This window comes from Providencia sp. PROV174 (assembly GCF_028480685.1).
GTDB lineage: Bacteria > Pseudomonadota > Gammaproteobacteria > Enterobacterales > Enterobacteriaceae > Providencia > Providencia rettgeri.
In genome coordinates this window covers 1-22,642 of the sequence record NZ_JAMPOT010000029.1, presented here as the reverse complement: position 1 = coordinate 22,642, position 22,642 = coordinate 1, and the positions used below count along the sequence as shown (strand labels likewise).

The 22,642-nt window shown below is 40.0% G+C and carries 19 protein-coding genes; 9 read left to right on the top strand and 10 right to left on the bottom strand.

The features are described 5' to 3' along the window. Positions 1 to 10 precede the first annotated feature (10 nt). The 6 genes from gadC to argE all read right to left on the bottom strand — a co-directional run bounded on the left by gadC (position 11) and on the right by argE (position 7,725). Complete coding sequence (gene gadC / locus PSE60_RS20185) at positions 11 to 1,561, bottom strand: glutamate:gamma-aminobutyrate antiporter (RefSeq protein WP_272666567.1); 1,551 nt, start codon at positions 1,559 to 1,561, stop codon at positions 11 to 13. A gap of 112 nt (positions 1,562 to 1,673) precedes the next feature. Then, a complete protein-coding gene (locus PSE60_RS20180) occupies positions 1,674 to 3,074 on the bottom strand; it encodes a glutamate decarboxylase (protein WP_004907076.1) in 1,401 nt (466 codons plus the stop codon). An 838-nt stretch (positions 3,075 to 3,912) separates the two neighbouring features. Further along, positions 3,913 to 4,950, bottom strand: coding sequence for a hypothetical protein (locus PSE60_RS20175; protein ID WP_272666566.1), 1,038 nt, complete (start codon positions 4,948 to 4,950; stop codon positions 3,913 to 3,915). A 36-nt stretch (positions 4,951 to 4,986) separates the two neighbouring features. Beyond that, entirely contained in the window at positions 4,987 to 5,340 is a 354-nt protein-coding gene (locus tag PSE60_RS20170; RefSeq protein WP_272666565.1) for a hypothetical protein, read from the bottom strand. Between the two features lie 118 nt (positions 5,341 to 5,458). Then, complete coding sequence (gene metF / locus PSE60_RS20165) at positions 5,459 to 6,343, bottom strand: methylenetetrahydrofolate reductase (RefSeq protein WP_272666564.1); 885 nt, start codon at positions 6,341 to 6,343, stop codon at positions 5,459 to 5,461. Between the two features lie 227 nt (positions 6,344 to 6,570). Continuing rightward, positions 6,571 to 7,725 carry an acetylornithine deacetylase gene (gene argE, locus PSE60_RS20160; protein ID WP_272666563.1) on the bottom strand — a complete coding sequence of 385 codons (1,155 nt, stop codon included), beginning with the start codon at positions 7,723 to 7,725 and terminating at the stop codon, positions 6,571 to 6,573. 102 nt (positions 7,726 to 7,827) lie between these two features. On the opposite strand from argE, the gene argC reads away from it, so the two are divergent. From argC to argH, 4 genes are all read left to right on the top strand, one after another. Next, a complete protein-coding gene (gene argC, locus PSE60_RS20155) occupies positions 7,828 to 8,832 on the top strand; it encodes an N-acetyl-gamma-glutamyl-phosphate reductase (RefSeq protein WP_272666562.1) in 1,005 nt (334 codons plus the stop codon). Positions 8,833 to 8,846: 14 nt separating this feature from the next. Then, positions 8,847 to 9,623: an acetylglutamate kinase gene (gene argB / locus PSE60_RS20150; RefSeq protein ID WP_210840073.1), complete on the top strand. Its 777-nt coding sequence runs from the start codon at positions 8,847 to 8,849 to the stop codon at positions 9,621 to 9,623. A 44-nt stretch (positions 9,624 to 9,667) separates the two neighbouring features. Then, on the top strand, positions 9,668 to 10,888 hold the full coding sequence (locus tag PSE60_RS20145; protein ID WP_210840072.1) for an argininosuccinate synthase: 1,221 nt from the start codon (positions 9,668 to 9,670) through the stop codon (positions 10,886 to 10,888). A gap of 78 nt (positions 10,889 to 10,966) precedes the next feature. Then, the gene (gene argH, locus PSE60_RS20140; RefSeq protein ID WP_272666561.1) at positions 10,967 to 12,343 is read left to right on the top strand and encodes an argininosuccinate lyase; all 1,377 of its coding nucleotides are present in this window, start codon (positions 10,967 to 10,969) and stop codon (positions 12,341 to 12,343) included. A 63-nt stretch (positions 12,344 to 12,406) separates the two neighbouring features. Here the strand turns inward: argH and PSE60_RS20135 are convergent, their stop codons facing one another. Beyond that, positions 12,407 to 12,757, bottom strand: coding sequence for a hypothetical protein (locus tag PSE60_RS20135; protein WP_272666560.1), 351 nt, complete (start codon positions 12,755 to 12,757; stop codon positions 12,407 to 12,409). Positions 12,758 to 13,374: 617 nt separating this feature from the next. Next, a complete protein-coding gene (locus PSE60_RS20130; protein ID WP_210840069.1) occupies positions 13,375 to 13,728 on the bottom strand; it encodes a hypothetical protein in 354 nt (117 codons plus the stop codon). Positions 13,729 to 14,356: 628 nt separating this feature from the next. Between PSE60_RS20130 and oxyR the strand changes: the two genes are divergently transcribed. Continuing rightward, the gene (gene oxyR, locus PSE60_RS20125) at positions 14,357 to 15,262 is read left to right on the top strand and encodes a DNA-binding transcriptional regulator OxyR (protein WP_004907100.1); all 906 of its coding nucleotides are present in this window, start codon (positions 14,357 to 14,359) and stop codon (positions 15,260 to 15,262) included. A 73-nt stretch (positions 15,263 to 15,335) separates the two neighbouring features. On the opposite strand, the gene sthA is transcribed toward oxyR, so the two are convergent. Further along, the gene (sthA, locus tag PSE60_RS20120; protein ID WP_004907101.1) at positions 15,336 to 16,733 is read right to left on the bottom strand and encodes a Si-specific NAD(P)(+) transhydrogenase; all 1,398 of its coding nucleotides are present in this window, start codon (positions 16,731 to 16,733) and stop codon (positions 15,336 to 15,338) included. A gap of 462 nt (positions 16,734 to 17,195) precedes the next feature. Here sthA and fabR point away from each other — a divergent pair, with 462 nt between their 5' ends. Together fabR and PSE60_RS20110 are read left to right on the top strand one after the other, a co-directional pair. Continuing rightward, complete coding sequence (gene fabR, locus PSE60_RS20115; RefSeq protein WP_004265350.1) at positions 17,196 to 17,852, top strand: HTH-type transcriptional repressor FabR; 657 nt, start codon at positions 17,196 to 17,198, stop codon at positions 17,850 to 17,852. Between the two features lie 12 nt (positions 17,853 to 17,864). Beyond that, positions 17,865 to 18,254 carry a YijD family membrane protein gene (locus tag PSE60_RS20110; RefSeq protein WP_004907104.1) on the top strand — a complete coding sequence of 130 codons (390 nt, stop codon included), beginning with the start codon at positions 17,865 to 17,867 and terminating at the stop codon, positions 18,252 to 18,254. A gap of 80 nt (positions 18,255 to 18,334) precedes the next feature. On the opposite strand, the gene trmA is transcribed toward PSE60_RS20110, so the two are convergent. After that, a complete protein-coding gene (trmA, locus tag PSE60_RS20105) occupies positions 18,335 to 19,432 on the bottom strand; it encodes a tRNA (uridine(54)-C5)-methyltransferase TrmA (RefSeq protein ID WP_272666559.1) in 1,098 nt (365 codons plus the stop codon). A gap of 482 nt (positions 19,433 to 19,914) precedes the next feature. Here trmA and btuB point away from each other — a divergent pair, with 482 nt between their 5' ends. Beyond that, positions 19,915 to 21,783 carry a TonB-dependent vitamin B12 receptor BtuB gene (gene btuB / locus PSE60_RS20100; protein WP_272666558.1) on the top strand — a complete coding sequence of 623 codons (1,869 nt, stop codon included), beginning with the start codon at positions 19,915 to 19,917 and terminating at the stop codon, positions 21,781 to 21,783. Continuing rightward, the gene (gene murI / locus PSE60_RS20095; protein ID WP_272666557.1) at positions 21,728 to 22,591 is read left to right on the top strand and encodes a glutamate racemase; all 864 of its coding nucleotides are present in this window, start codon (positions 21,728 to 21,730) and stop codon (positions 22,589 to 22,591) included. Before btuB ends, murI begins: the two co-directional genes overlap by 56 nt. The last annotated feature ends 51 nt before the right edge of the window (positions 22,592 to 22,642 follow it).

The window sequence follows — 22,642 nt, the reverse complement described above, 5'->3', positions numbered from 1 at the left end:
TTACAGGTTATTACGAATTGGATGAGCCATCATCTGGTTTATCATGATGAACCAAGTGATATGCAGAGCGGGCTCGAGGGTGAATAAAGAAATGGTTAGCTGGCGCATTGTGCGTTTTGATATGCACCATGGCGACATTCGTTTTCTTACCTTGTTTGCTATGGAAGGTATAAACCACAAAGGGGAGTAAGAAGATAATCACAAAGCTAACCGCAAGTAATGTCACATAGGTGTTATCACTCGCCCCCCCAGGTAAAGAACTCGGTGGGAAGAATGAAACAATAAAGGCTAAGATAGAAATAATGAAGCCAGCTAATGCGACAATAATTTTAACGCCTTTTCCTCCAGGAATATTAAATGCACGCTTTTTCTCTGGTTGTTTGCACACTAAATGCATGTAACCCAGAAATAGCATGAAATAGCTACATAAATAGATAACCACGGTTAAGGCGAGCGCAATAAGGAATGACATATTACCACCGCCCCCAGTATTGGTGAGGACAATAATTGCGACTGTCGTGATCAGTAATTGGGAAATTACCAGTGTTACCGGCACGCCATTTTTATTCACTTTGGCAAAGCTTTGCGGCAGAATGCCTTTTTGTGCCGCGACATACATGCCGCGGGATGGCCCCACAATCCAAGAAGCAATCTCAGCCAGCACACCAAGCAATAATAATGCAGCAATAATTCTTACGGCCCATTCAAGGGAGGAATTAAAGTGTGTGACAAGCACATTGAATGTCTGTACTACGCCAGCAGATAAATTAATCTCACTGTTTGGGATCACCGCTGCCACCGACAACCCACCAATTGAGCTTAAACAAATTGCTGCTATCATGAGTAAAAACATCGCAGCGGGGTAATCTCGGCCGGGGTTTTTCATCTCATTGACGTGGGTTGCGGATGCCTCAACACCCATATAACTCAAAATAAAGGCAACAAATACCACGAGTGTGCCAATTTTGGTGAAATCAGGAATAAAAGTTTCAGTACTAATTTCTATCGCTAATGGTGAGCCGCTAACTAAATAGCTGATTGCTAAAAAGACTAAAATTAGAGCTGGGAGCAAAATACCGGCGAAGAAACCGACTTTGGCAATGGTTGCCGTGTATTTGGTTCCACCAAATTGAGTGAAAGCCAATACCCAGAGAATAACAAGTGCCCCAATCGTTTTAGTGATAGGGTCTGTATTAAGTTCTGGCCAATTTAAAATATAAGACAGTGCCCCTAAGACGAAATACAGCATAGGAATAAAGCCAATTGCTATTTGTAAATAACCAAATGAAATGGCGGCAAATCCCCAGCGTTCGCCTAATGTATTGGAAACCCACGCAAATACACCACCTTCCTCCCAACCTTCCACGGTTGCCATTTCTGCGGCACACAAGGCGACAGGAATAAACCACAATAATCCTCCCAATAGCAGGAAAAATACTAAACTAAAGCCAGATGTCGCAAATGTTGGATATTCATAAACGGCCATCACCATCGATGCAGTAATGGCGAAAAAGCCAAGTAATGTGAGCTGCTTTGCGGCTGGAGCTGTCGTTGTTGCCATACGAGTTCTCCTCAAATCGATAAACAATCAGCCTTTGCTGGGCGGATTTCAGTAGGAGTCAAAGAACCTAAGGTTCTTTGACTCGTTAACAACACAATCATGAATAAAAGAATTAACTGTGATTAAAACCGCCGCCTTCTTCTTCTGTTAGCGGTTGATTGACGGGATGCTTATCGAAATATTCTAAGGTACGTTTGAAGTCATCAATCAGTAATGCCGCTAAATCTAAACTAACACCATGACGCACTAGAATACGTTGAATAACAAGGTCTTCACGGTTTGCTGGCATGGAATAAGCTGGAACTTGCCAGCCGCGACTGCGCAGTTTGTCTGCGATGTCATAGAGGGAATATTTGCTGGTGGTTGTGCCTTCTTTTAGTTTCCAGGCTAATGCCGGGATACCAGTTTGACTATCACCATCAAAAATCATTTCAAATGGCCCTAATTTTTCAATTTCACGGCTAAGATATTGTGCGGTTGCGTAGCAAGCGTTGTGGATTTTTGCATAGCCTTCGCGACCTAGTCTCAAGAAATTATAATATTGGGCAATGATTTGACCACCAGGACGAGAGAAATTGAGTGCGAATGTTGGCATGTTACCGCCTAAATAATTCACATTAAAAATCAATTCTTCTGGAAGGTCTTTGGCTTCACGCCAAATTACCCAGCCAGCACCTAATGGGGCTAAACCGAACTTATGACCTGATGCATTAATGGATTTTACGCGCGGTAAGCGGAAATCCCATTCTAAGTCTGGTGCACAGAATGGGGCTAAGAACCCACCACTCGCCCCATCCACATGGATAGGGATATCCAACCCAGTCTCTTTTTGCAGTTTATCGAGTGCATCATGTACGGCTTTGACGGGTTCATATTGGCAGGTAAATGTCACCCCAAGCGTTGGGACCACACCAATGGTATTTTCGTCGACGCGTTTGAGCACCTCTTCCGGTGTCATGATAAGGCGGTCGCCTTCAAGTGGAATTTCTCTCAGTTCAACATCAAAATAACGGGCAAATTTGTGCCAACAGATTTGAACTGGGCCACAAATTAAGTTGGGTTTATCAGTCGGTTTTCCTTTAGCGGCTTGTTTTTTGCGCCATTGCCATTTTAACGCAAGCCCACCAAGCATTGCAGCTTCTGAGGACCCGATAGTTGAACAACCAAGGGTATTTTCTGCATCTGGTGAGTTCCATAAATCCGCTAACATGTGTACGCAGCGGTTTTCAATTTCCGCCGTTTGTGGATATTCATCTTTGTCTATCATGTTTTTGTCGATAGACAAATCCATCAAATCACGAATTTCATCATCTACCCATGTTTGGCAGAATGTCGCTAAGTTTTGGCGTGAATTTCCATCTAACATTAATTCATCGCGTACTGCACTAAATACATTACGTGGTGCTTGTTCCTTCAATGGAAATTTGGTTTTTGGTAATGATTTGGATAATTCTAATGATGCGTAGACATCATCCATTCCATTGTGTTTTGAATTTAATGCATTATTACTCATGTCTTAATTCCTCAATGACCATGTGGTAATTAAATAGTATTAATTTTGAGCTCAATATTAAATATACGCTGACTTTTGAAAAATTCAAAAGCGTTCAAATAAAAAAGATAATTTAATGAAAAATGTCATAATTAGAAAGTAATAGTGGGGTGAATGATGGTTTGTGATTGTTTTTTTGATAGATAATTTTATCAAAGGGTGATTTGTGTTTATAAGATGATACTAAAAACTGCATAATTTAACTGAATTATTACATTTTTATGGTTTTTATTTCTATGAATTTAGCTTTTTAGTTATTTTTATTTGATTTTGCATAGGGCGATAATTGTAGAAGAAATACATGATTATTTGTGAGAATTTAATATTTCAGTAATGTTAAATTCTGTGGTTGATATTTAAGCGATAATTTTCATTATATTAAAAATTAATTTATACCATTAACCGTTAAATATATTTATTGCGGTAAGATAAACTTGAATATAGAAGATAATAACACTGATTTTATTATGGATACGTGGGTCGGGAAACTAATCAGTTTCGATATCGCGTCAATGTATTTTTGTAAAAAATAGAAGCTATTTTGTAAACAATAAATATAAATAGCCAGTTCCAGCTAATTGATGATCTTTATTTTTTAAGCTAATTAAAGTAGTGCGAGCTAACTAATAGCATATCATGAGCGACAAATCACATATGCTTTCTGAGCGTGTCGTAGGCACAATGAACGAAACAGATTCATGTATTGAAGTTATTTCAATATAGATAGGAGCAGCCATATACTAAGCCGTACGTACAGTGGTATGAAGGGACGGCGGGAGTGATCCCGCCTTCTGCTCGATTAGTGACTTTCTTTCCACTGATCCCATCTTTTCCATTCTTCTTTTGGCGTGATGAACTCACGAATTTTACCATTGGCTTTTAAGCTAGCAATTTTCTTATTAGTTGCCTCTTCTTGAGCTAATTGTTCTGGGGTTGGTGGAATATACTGGGCTGCATTTAAATAGGAAGCCCTGATGTCGCCATTAAGTTTGTAACCACTGATTTTAGAAACCATAGTATCTTTGGTTCCATGTTGTTCTGCATACTTGATTAAGCCATCAGCAACCTCCTCTTTCCATGGTTGCATGTCGTAGTAAGGCACGGCGCTTTTTAAGGATAAATACTCACTAAGTGACTGATCACCGCTCATCATGCCGGAATCAGCCAAGTACATGAAATCCTCAAAAATATTTTTAGGGAGGGATTCAGTTACAACAATATTAATTTGTCGGTTTCCAGTACCTTTAAGCTCAAAAAGTTTTTCTAATTTTCCTTGCTCTGTATCTGCAAGATATAATTGTGCTTTTGAAAATAACATTGGTGAATCAAATTTCCCTGCTTCTTTTTTTATCAGTATTTCTTGTAGGGCTGAGGAAACAGTTTCTTTACCGTCAAAGTAGTATTTTGTATGCCTATCAAATTCTTCTATATTGAAATCATCACGATAACAATTGGCTAGCTGGCGTATCACAATAATAAAATTTGTATCTTTATTATCATGCTGTGTTTCTACAAGTTTATTAGCAATGAACAATTGTGCACTATGCATGGGGAGTTTGGCTTGTCGGTACACAGGTTCAGCACTGAGATAGGCTAAATAGTGGTGGGTATCTTTTGCTAACGATAAATTATAACTATCCATTAAGTTGGATAACTCATATCTGAAACGGTGTTTAATATTATCTATTTGCTTCTGTTCTGTTGCTAAATAACCTATCCCATTATTTAACCCTAAGTTATAAGCGTGGATATTTTTAAACCCATTATGACGTAGGTGCTTTATACATTCTAGCCGTTTACTGTCTTGCGGACGGACATCCATTTCATCAAGGATCATTACTTTTTGTTTTTTAAAATCAAGGTGTTGACATAACTACATGATACAAAACTCAATTTGTTGAGGTTCCAGCGTGCTAATTGGAGTAATAATAAGTAATGGATTTCTCAATTGGTCAATTGAATTAAAAGTGGGGTCATTTAACGACAAATTACGACAGCCCATTTTTGCAATATTGTCAGCATTTATTGAAATGATGGATACCCTACAGCCATCATTTAAAGCAATGTTTGCGACTTTATTACCCAGTACTTTATCCCCACCTCCATTCATATAGGGATTAATAATCACGACATCCCGTTGTTCAAATGATCCAGTAGGGAATGCGGCTGTTTTAATCGAGGTGGATGGTGAAGTATTCACCGAAGAGATATTGGACTCAACTTTCATATTTAATACTCATTGTTGGAATTTTTCGATTTCAATGAGTTTAACTAAGTGGAATTAGGAAACTTTCATAAAGCAATGTCGTGATGTACTTTTAAAAATACATCACGACATTGAGGGGCTAAGGCCTAACGCCTAAAGTATGGCAGATAGCATAGGTGAGCTCAGAACGGTTCAATGTGTAAAAGTGGAAATCTTTTACACCTTCACGGCTAAGAATTTTAACCATGTCCATGGCAATGGATGCTCCAACAAGGTTTCGGCTTTCTGGGTCATTGTCTAACCCTTCGTACATTTTACTCATCCACGCAGGAATGCGTACGTTAGTCAGTTTGGCAAAACGCTCAAGTTGACGAAAGTTAGAGACCGGTAAGATCCCCGGTACAATTTCCACATCAATGCCAGTTGCGACACAACGGTCACGAAAACGTAAATAGCTTTCAACATCAAAGAAAAATTGAGTAATTGCACGGTTAGCACCCGCATCAATTTTCTTTTTTAAACTAATTAAATCGGCTTGAGCACTTTTGGCTTCAGGGTGGACTTCAGGGTAGGCAGCGACAGAAATATCAAAATCTGCCTCACCTTTTAGCAACTCAACCAAATCAACGGCATACATATCTGGTTTACGGCTGTTGTCAGGCAAATCACCACGCAGAGCAACAATATGACGAATACCATTATTCCAATAGTCACGGGCAATGGCTTTCAGTTCATCAGGGTTCGCATCAATACAAGTTAGGTGAGGGGCTGCAATTAAACCGGTTTTATCTTTAATATCTTTGATGATGCTGTGCGTTCTATCACGTTCACCGGAATTCGCACCATAAGTCACGGAGACAAATTTAGGTTTCAGGTTTTTGAGCCGATCGATGGATTTCCATAGCGTCTGCTCCATCTCTTCACTGCGAGGTGGGAAAAATTCAAATGAAACATTAATTTGGCCGTCTAACTCAGCTAAATTTTGATTTAGCGCTTCGCGCTGATTTGCGTGAAAAAAGCTCATACCCTGTAACCTCGCAATTTGCAGACTAACTATTTTTTGTACGTTATTATATCCATTTGTGTGTCTATACGTTTAGACGTCTAAAAGAAATTACCAGATCGGTATCAATAGTCAATACTTAAATTAAATTATGACGCTGAGGTTTTTTCAAAGGCAACAGGAAAATAATTCATGATAAAAAACGCGACTCTTTTCAGTGTCGCGCTTGAATCTATGGCTAGTCAGATTTATTCAGTGAAACAGAAGTGCTCAATCATTTGGCTAATTAATTGGCGAGTAGGCTCAATAAAGCGCATATCAATAAACTCATCAGGTTGATGTGCTTGCTCAATAGAACCAGGGCCAAGAACCAACGTTGGGCAGAGCTCTTGGATAAACGGTGCTTCAGTACAGTAATTCACGGTATCTGCTTTTTGCCCTAACAATTGCTCAATCACTGCGACCATTTTGTGGTCCGTTGGGCATTCATAGCCAGGGATCGGCGGATGCATGGATTCAACCGTCAAGCGGCCTGGCCAACGGGCACTAACCGGCTCAAGAGCTTCATTAAGTAGCTCATCTAAATCTTGCAAAGTTAGCCCAGGTAGCGGGCGAATATCCATATGTAATTCACAACAACCACAAATTCGGTTGGCTGCGTCACCACCATGAATATGACCAAAGTTCATCGTCGGGTAGGGAATGACAAATGCAGGGTTGTTAAATCGTTCTTTTAACGTATTTCGTAAGTCCATTAGGTGGGAAACAGACTCATGCATCAATTCAATTGCATTGACGCCACGTTCTGGGTCACTAGAGTGCCCCGATTGCCCAGTAATGCGGATAGCATTTGATAAATGCCCTTTGTGCGCGCGAATCGGTTGTAACGATGTTGGCTCGCCAATAATTGCAAAATCTGGTCTTAATGTTGTACTGGCTGCAAAATAACGCGCACCAGCCATCGATGTTTCTTCATCTGCTGTGGCTAATATATGCAGTGGGCGTTTGAGTTGAGTTAAATCCATATCGCGTAACGCATCAACAATAAAAGCAAAAAAGCCTTTCATATCTGCGGTTCCGAGCCCATATAACTTGCCGTCATACTCTGTCAGCTCAAATGGGTTTTTGCTCCAACGCCCATCATCAAAGGGCACGGTATCGGTATGACCGCATAGCATCAACCCACCATTTCCTTCGCCAATGGATGCAAACAAATTATATTTATCACGCGTTTCCGGTACAGGTTGAATGTTGACCGAAAAACCTAACGTCTCCAGCCATCCACCGAGAAGTTCCACCAGAGCTTTATTGCTCTGATCCAAATGAGAATCAGTCGCACTAATCGACGGAATGGCAATTAATTGACGATAAATCTCAATAAATGCAGGTAATTTAATATTCACTGTTGACAGCCTTTATCCATAATAGTATCAATATTCATGCACTTTATTTGAATAAAAATACACATTAAACTGTTTGGGTCACGAGTACAAGGTAGAAAGCATATGTTGAACACACTCATTATCGGGGCCAGTGGCTATACTGGAGCAGAATTAGCCGCTTATTTGCAACGCCATCCGGAAGTTAATCTTCAAGGGCTGATGGTTTCGGCGCAAAGTGCGGATGCAAATAAACGTTTTTCTGATTTACACCCTCAGTATAAAGGCATCATCGACCTTCCCGTTCTGCCATTAACCGATGTCGCGGAAGCAGCGAAAGGTATTGATGTTGTTTTCCTTGCCACGGCACATGAAGTGAGCCATGACATTGCACCTCAGTTTCTTGAAGCGGGCTGCGTGGTGTTCGACTTATCCGGTGCTTATCGTGTTCAAGATCCTGCGTTTTATACGCAATACTATGGCTTTGAACATACAAATACTGAATGGCTAATGCAAGCAGTTTACGGTTTAGCAGAATGGCAGGCCGATAAAATTCATCAAGCACAATTGATTGCAGTACCAGGGTGTTACCCAACGGTTTCCCAGTTAGCTCTTAAGCCATTGATTGAAGCAGATTTACTGGATGAAGCTATGTGGCCAGTCATTAATGCTACCAGTGGTGTCTCCGGAGCAGGCCGTAAAGCGTCAATGACCAACAGCTTTTGCGAAGTGAGTTTGCAACCTTATGGCCTCTTTACGCATCGCCATCAGCCAGAAATCGCGACTCACTTAGGAAGAGAGGTTATTTTTACACCACATTTGGGTAATTTCTCTCGAGGTATTCTGGCAACGATTACTTGCAAAGTAAAAACGGGTGTGACAGCAGAAAAAATCACACAAACGTTTAAAGATGCCTATCAAAATAAACCGTTAGTGCGGTTATATGAAAAAGGCGTTCCTGCATTGAAATCAGTAGTCGGTACGCCGTTTTGTGATATTGGCTATGTATTGAAAGGTGAACACCTGATTTTAGTAGGTACAGAAGATAACCTACTCAAAGGTGCAGCAGCACAAGCCGTTCAGTGCATGAATATTCGTTTTGGTTTTGCTGAAACTCAGTCTTTACTTTAAGAAGGATTAACCCCATGCAACCCTTAGTGATTAAATTGGGCGGAGTATTACTTGATAGCGTCGAGGCGCTTGAAAAATTATTTACAGCTATCCAAACCTATCGGCAAGCTCATCAACGCGAGTTGGTGATTGTGCATGGTGGTGGTTGTTTAGTTGATGAATTGATGCAAAAACTGCAATTACCCGTGGTTAAAAAGCAAGGGTTGCGTGTCACGCCAGCAGACCAAATCGATATTATTACGGGGGCATTAGCAGGCACCGCGAATAAAACATTATTGGCATGGGCAACGAAGTATCAACTTCCGGCAGTAGGTCTTTCTCTTGGTGATGGTCAAAGCGCCACGGTGACGCAACTAAACGAAGAATTAGGCCATGTCGGTAATGCTAAACCTGGTGATGCGAAATTATTGAAATTATTGTTGGGTGCGGGTTATTTACCCATTATCAGCTCTATTGGTATCACACCAGAAGGTGAGTTGATGAACGTGAATGCGGATCAAGCCGCAACGGCTATCGCCCAAGCATTAAATGCAGATCTGGTCTTATTGTCCGATGTGAGCGGTATTTTGGATGGTAAAGGCCAAAAAATTGATGAAATGACGACGCAAAAAGCGCAAAAGTTAATTGAACAGGGAATTATTACCGACGGAATGATTGTGAAGGTTAATGCAGCATTAGACGCTGCGGCAGCCTTGCAACGTTCTGTGGATATTGCAAGCTGGCGTCATGCAGAACAACTTCCCGAGCTGTTTAATGGAACCGCAATCGGAACACGGATCTTGGCATCATAAATGAGCCATGGAATAACAATATTAATTGAGCGGATAGGTACGTTATGAAAAAGGGCATTAAAAAGATTGTATTAGCATATTCAGGTGGTCTGGATACATCAGCAATTATTCCATGGCTAAAAGAAAACTATGATGGTTGCGAAGTCGTGGCCTTCGTTGCGGATGTGGGTCAAGACCGTGAAGATTTAGTGGGCGTAGAGAAAAAAGCCCTGCAATCAGGTGCATCTGAATGCTACGTAGTTGATTTACGCGAAGAGTTCATCAAAGAGTATATTTACCCTGTATTAAAAACAGGTGCATTATATGAAGGCAGCTATTTATTAGGTACGTCAATGGCTCGCCCAATTATTGCTAAAGCTCAAGTCGAAATTGCCTTAAAAGTGGGGGCAGATGCTGTTGCCCATGGCGCAACAGGTAAAGGTAATGACCAAGTGCGTTTCGAAAGCACTTATACGGCATTAGCACCACAGTTACAAGTCGTTGCACCATGGCGTGAGTGGGACTTACGTTCCCGTGAAGCGCTGCTTGATTACCTGAAAGAACGTAATATTCCAACAACAGCCAGCTTAGAAAAAATCTATAGTCGTGATGAAAACGCATGGCACATTTCTACTGAAGGTGGCGTATTAGAAAGCACATGGAATGCGGCAAACCAAGATTGTTGGGTATGGACTGTCGACCCACAAGATGCACCGGATGAAGCTGAACTGGTTACCGTTGGTGTTAAACACGGCGAAGTCGTTTCGGTGAATGGGCAAGTATTGTCCCCACTCGGTTGTTTAGAAACATTAAATACTTTAGGTGCAAAACACGGTGTGGGCCGTATCGACATCGTTGAAAACCGTTTAGTGGGTATGAAATCCCGTGGTTGTTATGAAACCCCAGGCGGCACAATTATGATGGCTGCTCTGCGTGGTATTGAACAACTGGTTCTTGACCGTGACAGCTACAAATGGCGTGAGCAACTTGGTTTAGAAATGTCATATGTGGTTTATGATGGGCGTTGGTTTGCGCCATTACGTCACTCGCTACAAGCAGCTGCTGAATCATTAGCGCAAGATGTGACAGGTGAAGTTGTTCTGAAATTATATAAAGGGCAAGTGACTGCGATTCAGAAAAAAGCGGATAAGAGCTTGTATTCAGAAGAGTTTGCCACATTCGGTGAAGATGAAGTTTATGATCACAGCCATGCAGGTGGGTTTATTCGTCTTTACTCGCTATCTTCACGTATCCGTGCGCTGAAAGAACAAAACAAAGCGAAATAAATCAAATTGTAGTCCCCCGATAGCCAAGACCGCTATCGGGGTTAAAAACTTATTTTATCAATCAGGTAGGGATTCGTTATGGCACTTTGGGGTGGACGTTTTAGTCAGCAAGCAGATCAACGGTTTAAACAGTTTAATGATTCACTGCGTTTCGATTATCGCTTGGCGCAACAAGATATTATCGGCTCAGTCGCATGGTCAAAATCACTGGTGACCGTAGGTGTATTGTCTGATAGCGAACAACAAACTTTAGAACAAGCGCTAAATGCCTTACTTAAAGAAGTACAAGATAACCCTGAAATTATCCTGCAAAGTGACGCAGAAGATATTCATAGCTGGGTTGAAGGTCAACTGATTGATAAAGTCGGTGATTTAGGTAAAAAATTACATACAGGCCGTAGCCGTAACGACCAAGTCGCAACAGATTTAAAATTGTGGTGTAAAGACCAAGTTGCATTGCTACTTGAAGCGGTAACAGAGCTACAAAAAGCACTGGTGCTGACGGCAGAAGATAATCAAGACGCCGTGATGCCCGGTTATACGCATTTACAGCGTGCCCAGCCTGTCACTTTTGCTCATTGGTGCTTAGCTTACAGTGAAATGTTAGCGCGTGATGAAAGCCGTTTAAAAGATACACTAAAACGTTTAGATGTCAGCCCATTAGGGTGCGGAGCATTGGCAGGCACGGCTTATGATATCGACCGTGAGCAGCTAGCATCATGGTTAGGTTTTGCTTCTGCAACACGTAATAGTTTGGATACAGTATCAGACAGAGATCACGTCCTTGAATTATTATCGAACGCAAGTATCGGTATGGTTCATTTATCCCGCTTTGCTGAAGATTTAATTTTCTTTAATAGTGGTGAAGCTGGTTTTGTCGAGTTATCAGACAAAGTGACATCAGGTTCATCATTAATGCCACAAAAGAAAAACCCTGATGCATTGGAATTAATCCGTGGAAAATGTGGCCGTGTCCAAGGGGCGTTAACAGGTATGATGATGACCCTTAAAGGGTTGCCGCTTGCGTATAACAAAGATATGCAAGAAGACAAAGAAGGGTTATTCGACGCATTAGATACTTGGTTAGATTGCATGCATATGGCTGCGTTAGTGCTTGATGGTATTCAAATTCGTCGTAGCCGTTGTGAAGATGCCGCGAAGCAAGGTTATGCCAATGCAACTGAGCTTGCTGATTACCTCGTTGCTAAAGGTGTTCCATTCCGCGAAGCGCATCATATCGTAGGCGAAGCGGTTGTTGCAGCGATTGGGCAAGGTAAAGCTTTAGAAGAAATGGCTCTCAGTGATTTGCAAAAATTCAGTGACACTATTCAGTTGGATGTCTATGAAATTTTATCGCTACAATCTTGTTTAGATAAGCGGTTAGCAAAAGGTGGGGTGTCTCAGAAGCAAGTGGCAAGTGCTATTGTGGAAGCAAAAAAACGATTAGAACTGTGATTAGTTGTAGAAGAAAAAATGGGGGGTAGCATGACTACCCCGATTCCCATAACGCGTTTGTTTTTAAATATATTTAATGGTTAGCATTCCGAGTTGTTTTTCTTCATTCACCCAGTTATATGAATACTCTCCTCTACCTTCATTGATTACCTTCCAGCCTTGAGTATTTGCAACATCATTCAAGTTAATTTTACTAGCAACCATATCAGATTGATTATTTAAGCAATTCAATGTGACATGTTTGTCGGTCACTTCATTAAAGCAAGGCGGAAATACGACTGCACCAGAGAAATGAATAACCCCATTTTGTTGGTCATTACTTGCATAAGCATGAATAGATGCGGTTGTAACGAACAATAATGCGCAAAGTGAACGAAGGCCAAATTTTTGAGTTTTTGTTAATAAATTTTTCATAATAGTATCCCGTCATTGATTTTTGATTAATCAACTTGCTGTATGTTTAAATTAGATTTGTGTGCTCTTAAATAAGAATAATAATAGTGAACTGATATTCCCTGGTGTTTTTGACGAGGGAATTATAAATTGAAAAACGCCATTTAGGTGTAAAATTAAAAAAGGAAATGTTTAAAAATATAAAGAAAATAAAATTACTCCCACTATGATTTAAAGTTATCCCTTTGCATTTCAATGGATAATAAAGCTGTAAATTATGATATTTTTGGAATTTTATTCCTTTACTTATGTTTATTGCTGGTTTTTTATAGTTGGATTCTCTAGTGCTTTTTTGTTGTTATCAATCTGTAATAATGCTTAGAATAAGATTTAACAAAATCAGTCTGCAATTTACATTTACTTTTATATAAAAACTTACAAACTTTAATAGAAAGTGAAAGTAAATATAACGAAATGTTTCTTTTATTTTATTGGAATATAATGAGCGACATGTGGAGTGATATGTAATAGACGTTATTCAACAATTGAAGAATATATATTATTACTGAGTCTTATAAACTCTTATTGAGAGTAAAAAAGAGCTCCTAAGAGCCCTAATAGAATCTATAGCGAGACAATTACTGATACTGCACTTTAATTAGTCCGGTTTTGTTCGAACTATCTAGCCATTTAAATTGATAGTTTCCGAGTTGATTAGAGAGTTCTATGCTTTTTGTTGTACGACTTAATCTATGAATATCAACATACTCTGTTTTCATCTTTGATTGTTCATCTAGACATCCAACACGTAAATGTGATGATGCTTCATGGGACATTAAGCAGGGAGCGTTAACAACATTACCGGTGAAGGTAATAACTCCTGAATGCTCTTTGGCTAATGAATTCGCATTAAGTGAAATAAATAATGTTATAAAGAATAACAATAAAGATTTAATCTGTGAGTTAAAACAAGACGATATCGATGCGTTCATAGTGTTTTCTCCTGTTTTAAGGGAGTGTTGAATAAAACATTAATTTTGAGCGCGTTAGTGAATGATTATTTATTGTTTTGATTTCTTTATAAAAATTACTTCTTGTTTCCTTATCTTTATAATTAATTTTTGTATAAATTAATGAATTCACAACTGCTTAAATGTGACTGAATGTATATTAAACGCTAATATTTTAATTATTTTAGTGACATTAACTGAATGTTAAGATTAAGTTAATTTTATTGGTTGTGTGATTTAATGACAAAAATAGTCTATATTTTTTGAGGAGAATGTTGGGATTTTACTTGGCAACGTTAAGATGTAACTTATTGAAAGTTTATTCTAAAAAAACACAGTTAATGATTTTATTAAGAATGTTATATTGAAACGCTAATGGTAAATGAATTTAATTATTAATTAACTATTCTCTCTTTTGAAGAGTCACGAAAAAGATACATTTTGTTTCTAAATATTACATTTTGTTTCATTATATTGCGTGTATCGTTCAAAAAATGAGGTTTCCCCCCTATTTTTCAATTTATCAATAGATAAAACAAAACAATATCGATATAGTGATTGGTATTATCTATCTTTGGTTTGACAGAGAATTCACGAAAGGAAAAGAAATATGAATATTCGAGATTTAGAGTACCTTGTCGCACTCGCCGAACATAAACACTTTAGACGTGCCGCGGATTCTTGTCATGTTAGCCAACCCACTCTTAGTGGCCAAATTCGTAAATTAGAAGAAGAACTTGGCGTGATGTTGTTAGAAAGAACTAGCCGTAAAGTTCTTTTTACTCAACAAGGTTTGTTATTGGTTGAACAAGCCCGTACTATTTTGCGTGAAATTAAAGTATTACAAGAAATGGCAGCCCTCCAAGGGGAAAGCATGTCAGGACCATTACATATTGGTTTAATTCCAACGGTTGCGCCGTATCTATTACCTCATATTATTCCGCAATTGCACCAAGCTCATCCTAAATTAGAAATCTATTTGCATGAAGCGCAAACTCAGCAATTATTAGCTCAGTTAGACAGTGGTAAATTAGATTGCGCTATTTTAGCGGAAGTAAAAGAAACAGACCCTTTCATTGTTGTTCCTTTATTTGAAGAACCGATGAAATTGGCTATTTACGAGAGTCACCCATGGCATGATCGTGATACGATTGAAATGAGTGAATTGTCAGGTGAAAAACTATTAATGTTAGAAGATGGCCACTGTTTACGTGACCAAGCAATGGGCTTTTGCTTCCAAGCAGGGGCTAAAGAAGATACACATTTCAGGGCAACAAGCTTAGAAACGTTAAGAAATATGGTGGCAGCAGGGAGTGGAATTACACTTTTACCTGATTTATCGGTGCCAAATGAGGTTTGTCGTGATGGGGTATGTTATTTAAATTGCATTGAACCTGAACCGAAACGAACCATTGTATTAGTTTATCGCCCGGGTTCACCGTTACGTGGGCGTTATGAACAATTAGCGGAGACCATCTATAACTCAATGGATAACTATTATAAAAATAGAGTTTAGGGTTAAGCTACCAATATTATTTTTTAGTTGATGATGGTTGCCAAATTTTTGGCAACCATAAATCACAGAATAATTAAAAGAGTCGATTTAAACCATTCAAAGCTGCAACACGGAAAGCTTCAGCCATCGTCGGGTAATTGAACGTCGTATTGACGAAATATTCGATAGTATTACCTTCACCTTTTTGTTCCATGATAGCTTGGCCGATATGGATAATTTCAGCCGCTCTCTCACCGAAACAGTGAATGCCTAATATCTGTAATGTTTCTCTATGGAATAATATTTTCAAACTACCGACATTCATACCTGCGATTTGTGCACGTGCTAAATGTTTAAACTGTGCTCGGCCAACTTCATAAGGCACTTTCATTGCGGTCAGTTCTTGTTCTGTTTTACCAACTGAACTAATTTCAGGAATGGTATAAATCCCTGTTGGAATATCTTCCACTAAATGCGCATTACCTAAACTACCCCCAATGGCTCGGGCTGCAATTCGGCCCTGGTCATAAGCTGCAGAGGCCAAACTTGGGTAGCCAATGACATCACCAACAGCATAAATATGTTCATTAGTGGTGCGATACGCTTTATTGACTTTAACTAAACCGCGACCATCTGCTTCGATCCCGACATTAGCCAGACCTAAGCTATCAGTGTTACCAGTTCTTCCGTTCGCATACAGTAAACAGTCCGCCTTGACTTTTTTACCCGACTTCAGGTGAACAATAACACCGTCTTCAACCCCTTCGATTTTTTCATATTCTTCATTATGGCGAATAACAACACCACTATTCCAAAAATGATACGACAAGGCATCTGACATTTCTTGGTCAAGAAAGGCCAAGAGATGATCACGGGTGTTGATTAAGTCAACTTTAACCCCTAATCCACGAAAAATAGATGCATATTCACAGCCAATAACACCTGCACCATAAATAATCACATGGCGAGGCTCATGGGTCAGGTTGAGAATAGTATCACTGTTGTAGATCCGAGAATGGTTGAAATCAACGTCAGAAGGGCAGTATGGACGAGAGCCAGTGGCTATTACGATTTTATCTGCACTTAAAACATCACAACTTCCATCCGCGTAGCGGACACTGATATGTTGTTCATCGATAAAGGTGGCTTCACCCGAAAACATTTGGCAACCATTACGTTCGTAAAATCCTTGGCGCATGCGTGTTTGTTGGCTAATTACCGTTTCAGCATGTCGCAGAATTTCAGAGAAAGAGGAGCTTAAGCTACGGGAGTTATCACTATAAAGAGGGTTTTGGTTGAATTCGATAATACGGCTAACAGCATGACGGAGGGCTTTTGAGGGAATGGTTCCCCAGTGGGTACAGCCTCCGCCGACATTATTATAACGTTCTATAACAGCAACGTTTTTTCCTTGTTTCACTAGCCCCATGGCGGCGCCTTCACCACCAGGACCGGAACCAATGACTATTGCATCAAAATGGGTAAGTTGCATGAGGTAAGACCTGCTCTAAAACAAAATGACAACAAGATGTTATCATTAGTTGGTTATTTCACCTAATTTCCTCGCCGTCTTTCAAATTGATATAGCGTTGGCGACATTTGCTTACCCTAGTCACATACTTATATATGCTTTCAGAAATTCGCTTGTTTTGCCGCCTTATCTCAATTTGAAATTCTTAGGCGAAAATATTTTAGTTCAAGAGCCTCAGAAAAATACCTAAATATAATTCATAGATTCATAAAGTAGGGATTTGCTGAAGTATTGTTTAGTGAAAGGTTGGTAGTATATCAGCGTTAAAAAACTAATTGAAAAAAGGCTAAGTTAAATTCTGAAAATGAGTAAATTGCAGCGATAGTCGCTTTTTCTCCAAAACAGTTTAATTATTTTCAGGTATGCTAGGCGAAGAGTAATACTTATTACATTGACCTTCCATGATAAGAAATTAGGATCACCGTGAGCAACACAATTGGCGTTAGAGCAAAACAAAAAGAAAAAACTCGGCGTTCACTCGTCGAAGCCGCATTTAGCCAATTAAGCGCTGAGCGGAGCTTTACTAGCCTCAGTTTACGGGAAGTTGCACGTGAAGCTGGGATTGCACCAACTTCATTTTACCGTCATTTTAAGGACGTTGATGAACTCGGGCTGACGATGGTTGACGAAAGTGGTTTGATGTTACGCCAGTTAATGCGCCAAGCAAGACAGCGTATTGCAAAAGGCGGGAGTGTGATCCGTACATCAGTCTCAACTTTTATGGAGTTTATTGGTAATAACCCTAATGCCTTTAGGTTATTATTGCGGGAGCGTTCGGGAACATCTGCGGAGTTTCGTGCAGCTGTCGCTCGGGAAATTCAACATTTTATTGCGGAATTGGCCGATTACCTTGAACTTGAAAGCCGTATGCCTCGCCATTTTACAGAAATGCAAGCCGAGGCCATGGTAACGATTGTCTTTAGCGCAGGTGCGGAAGCGCTAGACATTGATGAAGAAAAACGCAGAAATCTCGAAGAACGGCTGGTATTACAGTTAAGAATGATCGCGAAAGGCGCCTACTACTGGTACCGCCGGGAACAGGAAAAACAAAATCAAACTGACCCAGACCTTACTAAATAATAAGGAGAATCAATGACGGATCAAAAAAGTTATGAAAGAAGCACATTATTGCTAGCCTTTGTGATTGGCCTTGCAACCCATGGGACGTTTTCAACGCTGTTTAACTCGTTGGTCGACTTTTCATTTTTTCCAATTTTAACCCTAATATTGGCTGCGTATTGTTTACACCAGCGCTATTTACATCAAGCCATGCCGATGGGGTTGCCAAAATTTGTTGCTGGTAGTTTTTTTATTGGTCTATTTGGTTATGCCGCGATTTTACGCGTTCAAAACCCTGAAATAGGCTCTAACTTTATCCCAGCAACCTTTATTGTCATTATCGCATTGTGGATGTATTCAAGCTGGAAAGCACGTAAGAAAGAAAAAGCGGAGCTGGCACTTGAGCAAGAAGTCGAAAACTAAGTTTAGACGACTTTTCTACTAAATAAGACGCCGCAGTAAAATGCGGCGTTTTTGTTTTTAATAACCGAGTTTTCAGCCAACTAATAGCGGTTCAGTAATACCCCACTTTCCATATGATGGGTATAAGGGAATTGGTCGAATAAGGCTAATTTCTCTATTTTATGCGTTTTAGTCAGCTCAACTAAGTTATCGCATAGCGTTTCTGGGTTACATGAAATATATAGGATATGGTCATAACCCTGAACTAGCTTCACTGTTTCTGCATCTAAACCACTGCGAGGCGGGTCAACGAAAATGGTATTGCACTGGTAGTCTGCTAAAGAAATACCCTCTAGGCGCCTAAATTCACGAGCACCTTGCATGGCTTGGGTAAAATCCTCTGCAGACATACGAATAATTTGTACATTTTCAATATTATTGGCTTCGATATTATATTGAGCCGCAGCCACGGAAGGTTTTGCAATTTCAGTGGCTAATACGCGTTCGAAATTTTGCGCTAATGCCAATGAAAAGTTTCCATTTCCGCAGTAAAGTTCTAATAAATCCCCCGTCGAATTCTGTGTTGCCCCAATTGCCCATTCCAACATTTTGATATTGACCTGTGCATTAGGTTGCGTAAAGCTATTTTCGACTTGGCGATAAATCATATTTTTACCCATTACCGGTAATATTTCATCCACATAATCATTGTCTAACATGATTTTTGTTTTTGACGCCCGGCCAATCAACTGCACATCAAAGCCTTGTTCAACTAAAACGGCTTTTAAGGCTTTTGCCTCAGTAACCCACTCTTCACTGAGTTTTTTATGGTAAAGCAGCGAAACAATCAGCTTATTACTTAGTGTTGATAAATAGTCAATTTGAAATAATTTATGACGCAGTAATTCATTTTGCTTAATTAACGGCAATAACGCTGCCATCATGTCATTAATTAACTGACTTGCGACAGGGAACTGATCAACACGGATCCTTTCTTTAGTTTCCTTATCAAACATAATATGAAATAAATCGTCATTATCGTGCCAGACGCGAAATTCGGCGCGCATCCGGTAATGCGACTTTGGTGATGAAAAAATTTCAGGTTCAGGGGCGTTAAAAGGAGCCATCATCGCCTTTAAACGATCCGTTTTTTCTACGAGCTGTTGTTCGTAGTCTTCAGTGTGCGAGGTGTTTGGCATGTTTGGCTCCATAAAACAGTAATAAATTCGTATCAGGAGCGAAATTGTAGGGAATGCGGCGAAGATGTCCAGTTTTCATTATCCATCCATAGACACTCATAACTATTCAACTTACGATAATAAGCTGTGGTTTAGGGAACTTGGTGTAAATCCAAGACTGACGCGCAACGGTAATTAAGGTATCCCCGTCATTCTTCAAGCTACATGGGTGTTGGCATCGCTCAGCTACCCTAGTCACATACTTCAGTATGCTCCTAGGGATATCTTCGCTTGCCGCCTACATGTTACTTGAGTTATTTAGGGGATATAACAGGTCGAATTTTCATTTTATATATCGTTTTTATTTCATATATAGAAACCCAACTTGTTACTTTATAAGTCCGATACCTGCCACGCTTCCAATCGCTTCGTTGAATATCTGCGCGAATCTATATTCAACCTCGCGGAACGTTAATTGAATTGATTTTCCGAGTGTAATCATAATGAATAATAAAAAGTCGCTGCCGTTATCGGCCGCTGCGCTGGCTGTATTCTGTGCTACTTCTTCTTTGGCAAGTGCAAATAATAAAACTGACCAAGTGGTCGTGTCTGCTAACCGCTTTGAACAACCTATTTCTTCTATATTAGCGCCAGTGACGGTGGTCACTCGTGAAGATATCGATCATTGGCAATCCAATACTGTGATAGATGTATTAAGACGCCTGCCGGGAGTGGATATTGCGCAAAACGGGGGAATGGGTCAACAAAGCTCCTTATTTATACGTGGCACAGAGTCACGCCATGTTTTAGTGCTGATTGATGGTGTTCGTCTGAATCAAGCAGGTATTTCCGGTTCTTCCGATATGAGCCAAATTCCTATCTCACTGGTACAACGTATTGAATATATTCGCGGCGCCCGTTCAGCAGTTTATGGTTCTGATGCCGTTGGCGGTGTAGTGAATATTATTACGCGCCGTGATAACGATGGCACAACTTTAAATGCAGGTATTGGCTCACACAGTTATCAAAACTATAACGGTTCGACTCAGCAAAAGTTTGGTGAGAATACAACGGTAACTGCCGCTGCGGCTTATACTCATACCAAAGGGTTTGATATTGAAGCCAGAGGAAATACAGGCGGGGGCCCTCAACCCGATAAAGATGGTTTTTTGAATAAAACGTTATGGTTAGGTGTTGAGCATCAATTTTCTTCCGATCTTTCTGCTTATGCACGCGCTTATGGTTATGACAATCGTACGAGTTATGACGGTACACCAGCAGACACTCGTAAGCTATATAGCAGAACATATGAGTCTGGGTTGAAATATGCGAATGGTAATTACTCTACAAGTTTGCTTGGGAGCTATAGCCATATGAAAGATTATAACTACAACTATCATAATGGGCGGTATGGTAGCGGTTCTGTAATTGATGAATCAGACCAATATAACTTTCAATGGGGTAATAGCTATAGGTTAGAAAAAGGAAATATCAGTGCCGGAGTCGATTATCAACGTCAAAGTATCGAGCCCGGTGGTTATACGATGACAAGCAAAAAAGAAACCGTCAATAACGCAGGTATTTATCTTACAGGACAATATGCACTCATCGACTCTGTCAGTGCGGAAGGGGCAGTACGTTCAGATCACTATTCTGAATTTAACTGGCACACGACATGGCAATCAGGTTTAAGTTGGGAATTTTATGATGGATATAAGATAATCGGCTCTTATGCTACAGCGTATAAAGCCCCTAATTTAGGTCAGCTTTATACAGATAATGTTGCTTGGAACATCAAAGGAAATCCAAATTTAAAGCCAGAAGAAAGTAAACAGTGGGAAATTGGTTTAGAAGGCGAAACAGGGTTATTATTTTGGCAATTAACTGGGTATGAAAACGAGATAACTAATCTGATTGATTTCACTACGGATCCAGTGACTTATGCTAGTTCTTATAACAATATTGGCAAGGCAAAGATTAAAGGTGTCGAGTGGAATGGTGAATTACAAACAGGCCTATTTAGCCATCAACTCACGTTACAGTATCTAGACCCAAGAAATGAAAAAACAAATAAAGTGCTTAATCGTAGATCAAAACAACAAGTCAAATACCAGCTAGATTGGAATATTGCTGCGGTAGATATGGGGCTGACTTACCAATATATAGGCAGTCGCTATGATATCAATGAAACTTATCAACGCACTAAAGTTGGTGGAGTAAGCCTCTGGGATCTCACAGCTGCATATCCAATCACTTCACATCTCACAATTCGTGGTAAAATAGCTAATATGTTCGATAAAGACTATGAGACCGCGTATGGTTATCGCACCGCTGGAAGAGAATATTTCCTTACAGGAAGCTACAACTTCTGATAACACCCTATCTGTTCGCCCGACCATTCTAGTATTTGATTCTGGAGTGGGCGGGTTATCTGTTTACCGTGAAGTCAAAAAAATGATCCCGAATGCCCACTATATCTATGCATTCGACAATGAAGCCTTCCCTTATGGCGAAAAAAGTGAAGAGTTTATTATTGATAGGGTCTATCAAATCGTAAATGATATTGCTGCAAAGCATCCTTTAACTATTGTGATTATTGCGTGTAATACTGCAAGTACGGTCAGCCTCCCTAATTTGAGAGCACATTTTACGTTCCCAGTTGTTGGGGTTGTTCCAGCTATTAAACCCGCAACCAAGTTAACGCGTAATGGCGTGGTGGGTTTATTGGCGACGAAAGGCACTGTAAACCGCGAATACACCAAAGAGCTGATCGAACGGTTTGCTACAGACTGCAAAGTCATTTCATTGGGCTCTGCGGAACTCGTTCAACTCGCAGAAAGAAAACTGCATGGGGAAAGCTTACCATTAGATGAAGTCGCTCAAGCCGTCAGACCATGGATCCGCATGCCTGAACCGCCTGATACCGTTATTTTAGGTTGCACCCATTTTCCTTTATTAATAGAAGAGCTCGAAAAAGTGCTACCAGATGGAACTCGATTCATTGATTCAGGTTCTGCAATCGCCAGAAGAACTATTTGGCTCATTAATAATCAAGCTGAAATCATCAATTCAGATGAGGAAAACTTCGCATATTGCTTATTAATGGATGACAACGTAAAAGGGTTACAACCAGTTCTCGAAGCCGAAGGGTTCAAAACGCTGCAAAAACTAGCTATTTAAGTTAAATTTGATGGAAAGCTGAGCGAACGAAAAAAAATATGAAAAAAAGGG

Excerpts from the sequence above, each read along its gene's own strand:
- gadC (WP_272666567.1), bottom strand. The coding sequence starts at position 1,561 with ATGGCAACAACGACAGCTCCAGCCGCAAAGCAGCTCACATTACTTGGC.
- PSE60_RS20180 (WP_004907076.1), bottom strand. The coding sequence starts at position 3,074 with ATGAGTAATAATGCATTAAATTCAAAACACAATGGAATGGATGATGTC.
- PSE60_RS20175 (WP_272666566.1), bottom strand. The coding sequence starts at position 4,950 with ATGATCCTTGATGAAATGGATGTCCGTCCGCAAGACAGTAAACGGCTA.
- PSE60_RS20170 (WP_272666565.1), bottom strand. The coding sequence starts at position 5,340 with ATGAAAGTTGAGTCCAATATCTCTTCGGTGAATACTTCACCATCCACC.
- metF (WP_272666564.1), bottom strand. The coding sequence starts at position 6,343 with ATGAGCTTTTTTCACGCAAATCAGCGCGAAGCGCTAAATCAAAATTTA.
- argC (WP_272666562.1), top strand. The coding sequence starts at position 7,828 with ATGTTGAACACACTCATTATCGGGGCCAGTGGCTATACTGGAGCAGAA.
- argB (WP_210840073.1), top strand. The coding sequence starts at position 8,847 with ATGCAACCCTTAGTGATTAAATTGGGCGGAGTATTACTTGATAGCGTC.
- PSE60_RS20145 (WP_210840072.1), top strand. The coding sequence starts at position 9,668 with ATGAAAAAGGGCATTAAAAAGATTGTATTAGCATATTCAGGTGGTCTG.
- argH (WP_272666561.1), top strand. The coding sequence starts at position 10,967 with ATGGCACTTTGGGGTGGACGTTTTAGTCAGCAAGCAGATCAACGGTTT.
- PSE60_RS20135 (WP_272666560.1), bottom strand. The coding sequence starts at position 12,757 with ATGAAAAATTTATTAACAAAAACTCAAAAATTTGGCCTTCGTTCACTT.
- PSE60_RS20130 (WP_210840069.1), bottom strand. The coding sequence starts at position 13,728 with ATGAACGCATCGATATCGTCTTGTTTTAACTCACAGATTAAATCTTTA.
- oxyR (WP_004907100.1), top strand. The coding sequence starts at position 14,357 with ATGAATATTCGAGATTTAGAGTACCTTGTCGCACTCGCCGAACATAAA.
- sthA (WP_004907101.1), bottom strand. The coding sequence starts at position 16,733 with ATGCAACTTACCCATTTTGATGCAATAGTCATTGGTTCCGGTCCTGGT.
- PSE60_RS20110 (WP_004907104.1), top strand. The coding sequence starts at position 17,865 with ATGACGGATCAAAAAAGTTATGAAAGAAGCACATTATTGCTAGCCTTT.
- trmA (WP_272666559.1), bottom strand. The coding sequence starts at position 19,432 with ATGCCAAACACCTCGCACACTGAAGACTACGAACAACAGCTCGTAGAA.
- btuB (WP_272666558.1), top strand. The coding sequence starts at position 19,915 with ATGAATAATAAAAAGTCGCTGCCGTTATCGGCCGCTGCGCTGGCTGTA.
- murI (WP_272666557.1), top strand. The coding sequence starts at position 21,728 with ATGGTTATCGCACCGCTGGAAGAGAATATTTCCTTACAGGAAGCTACA.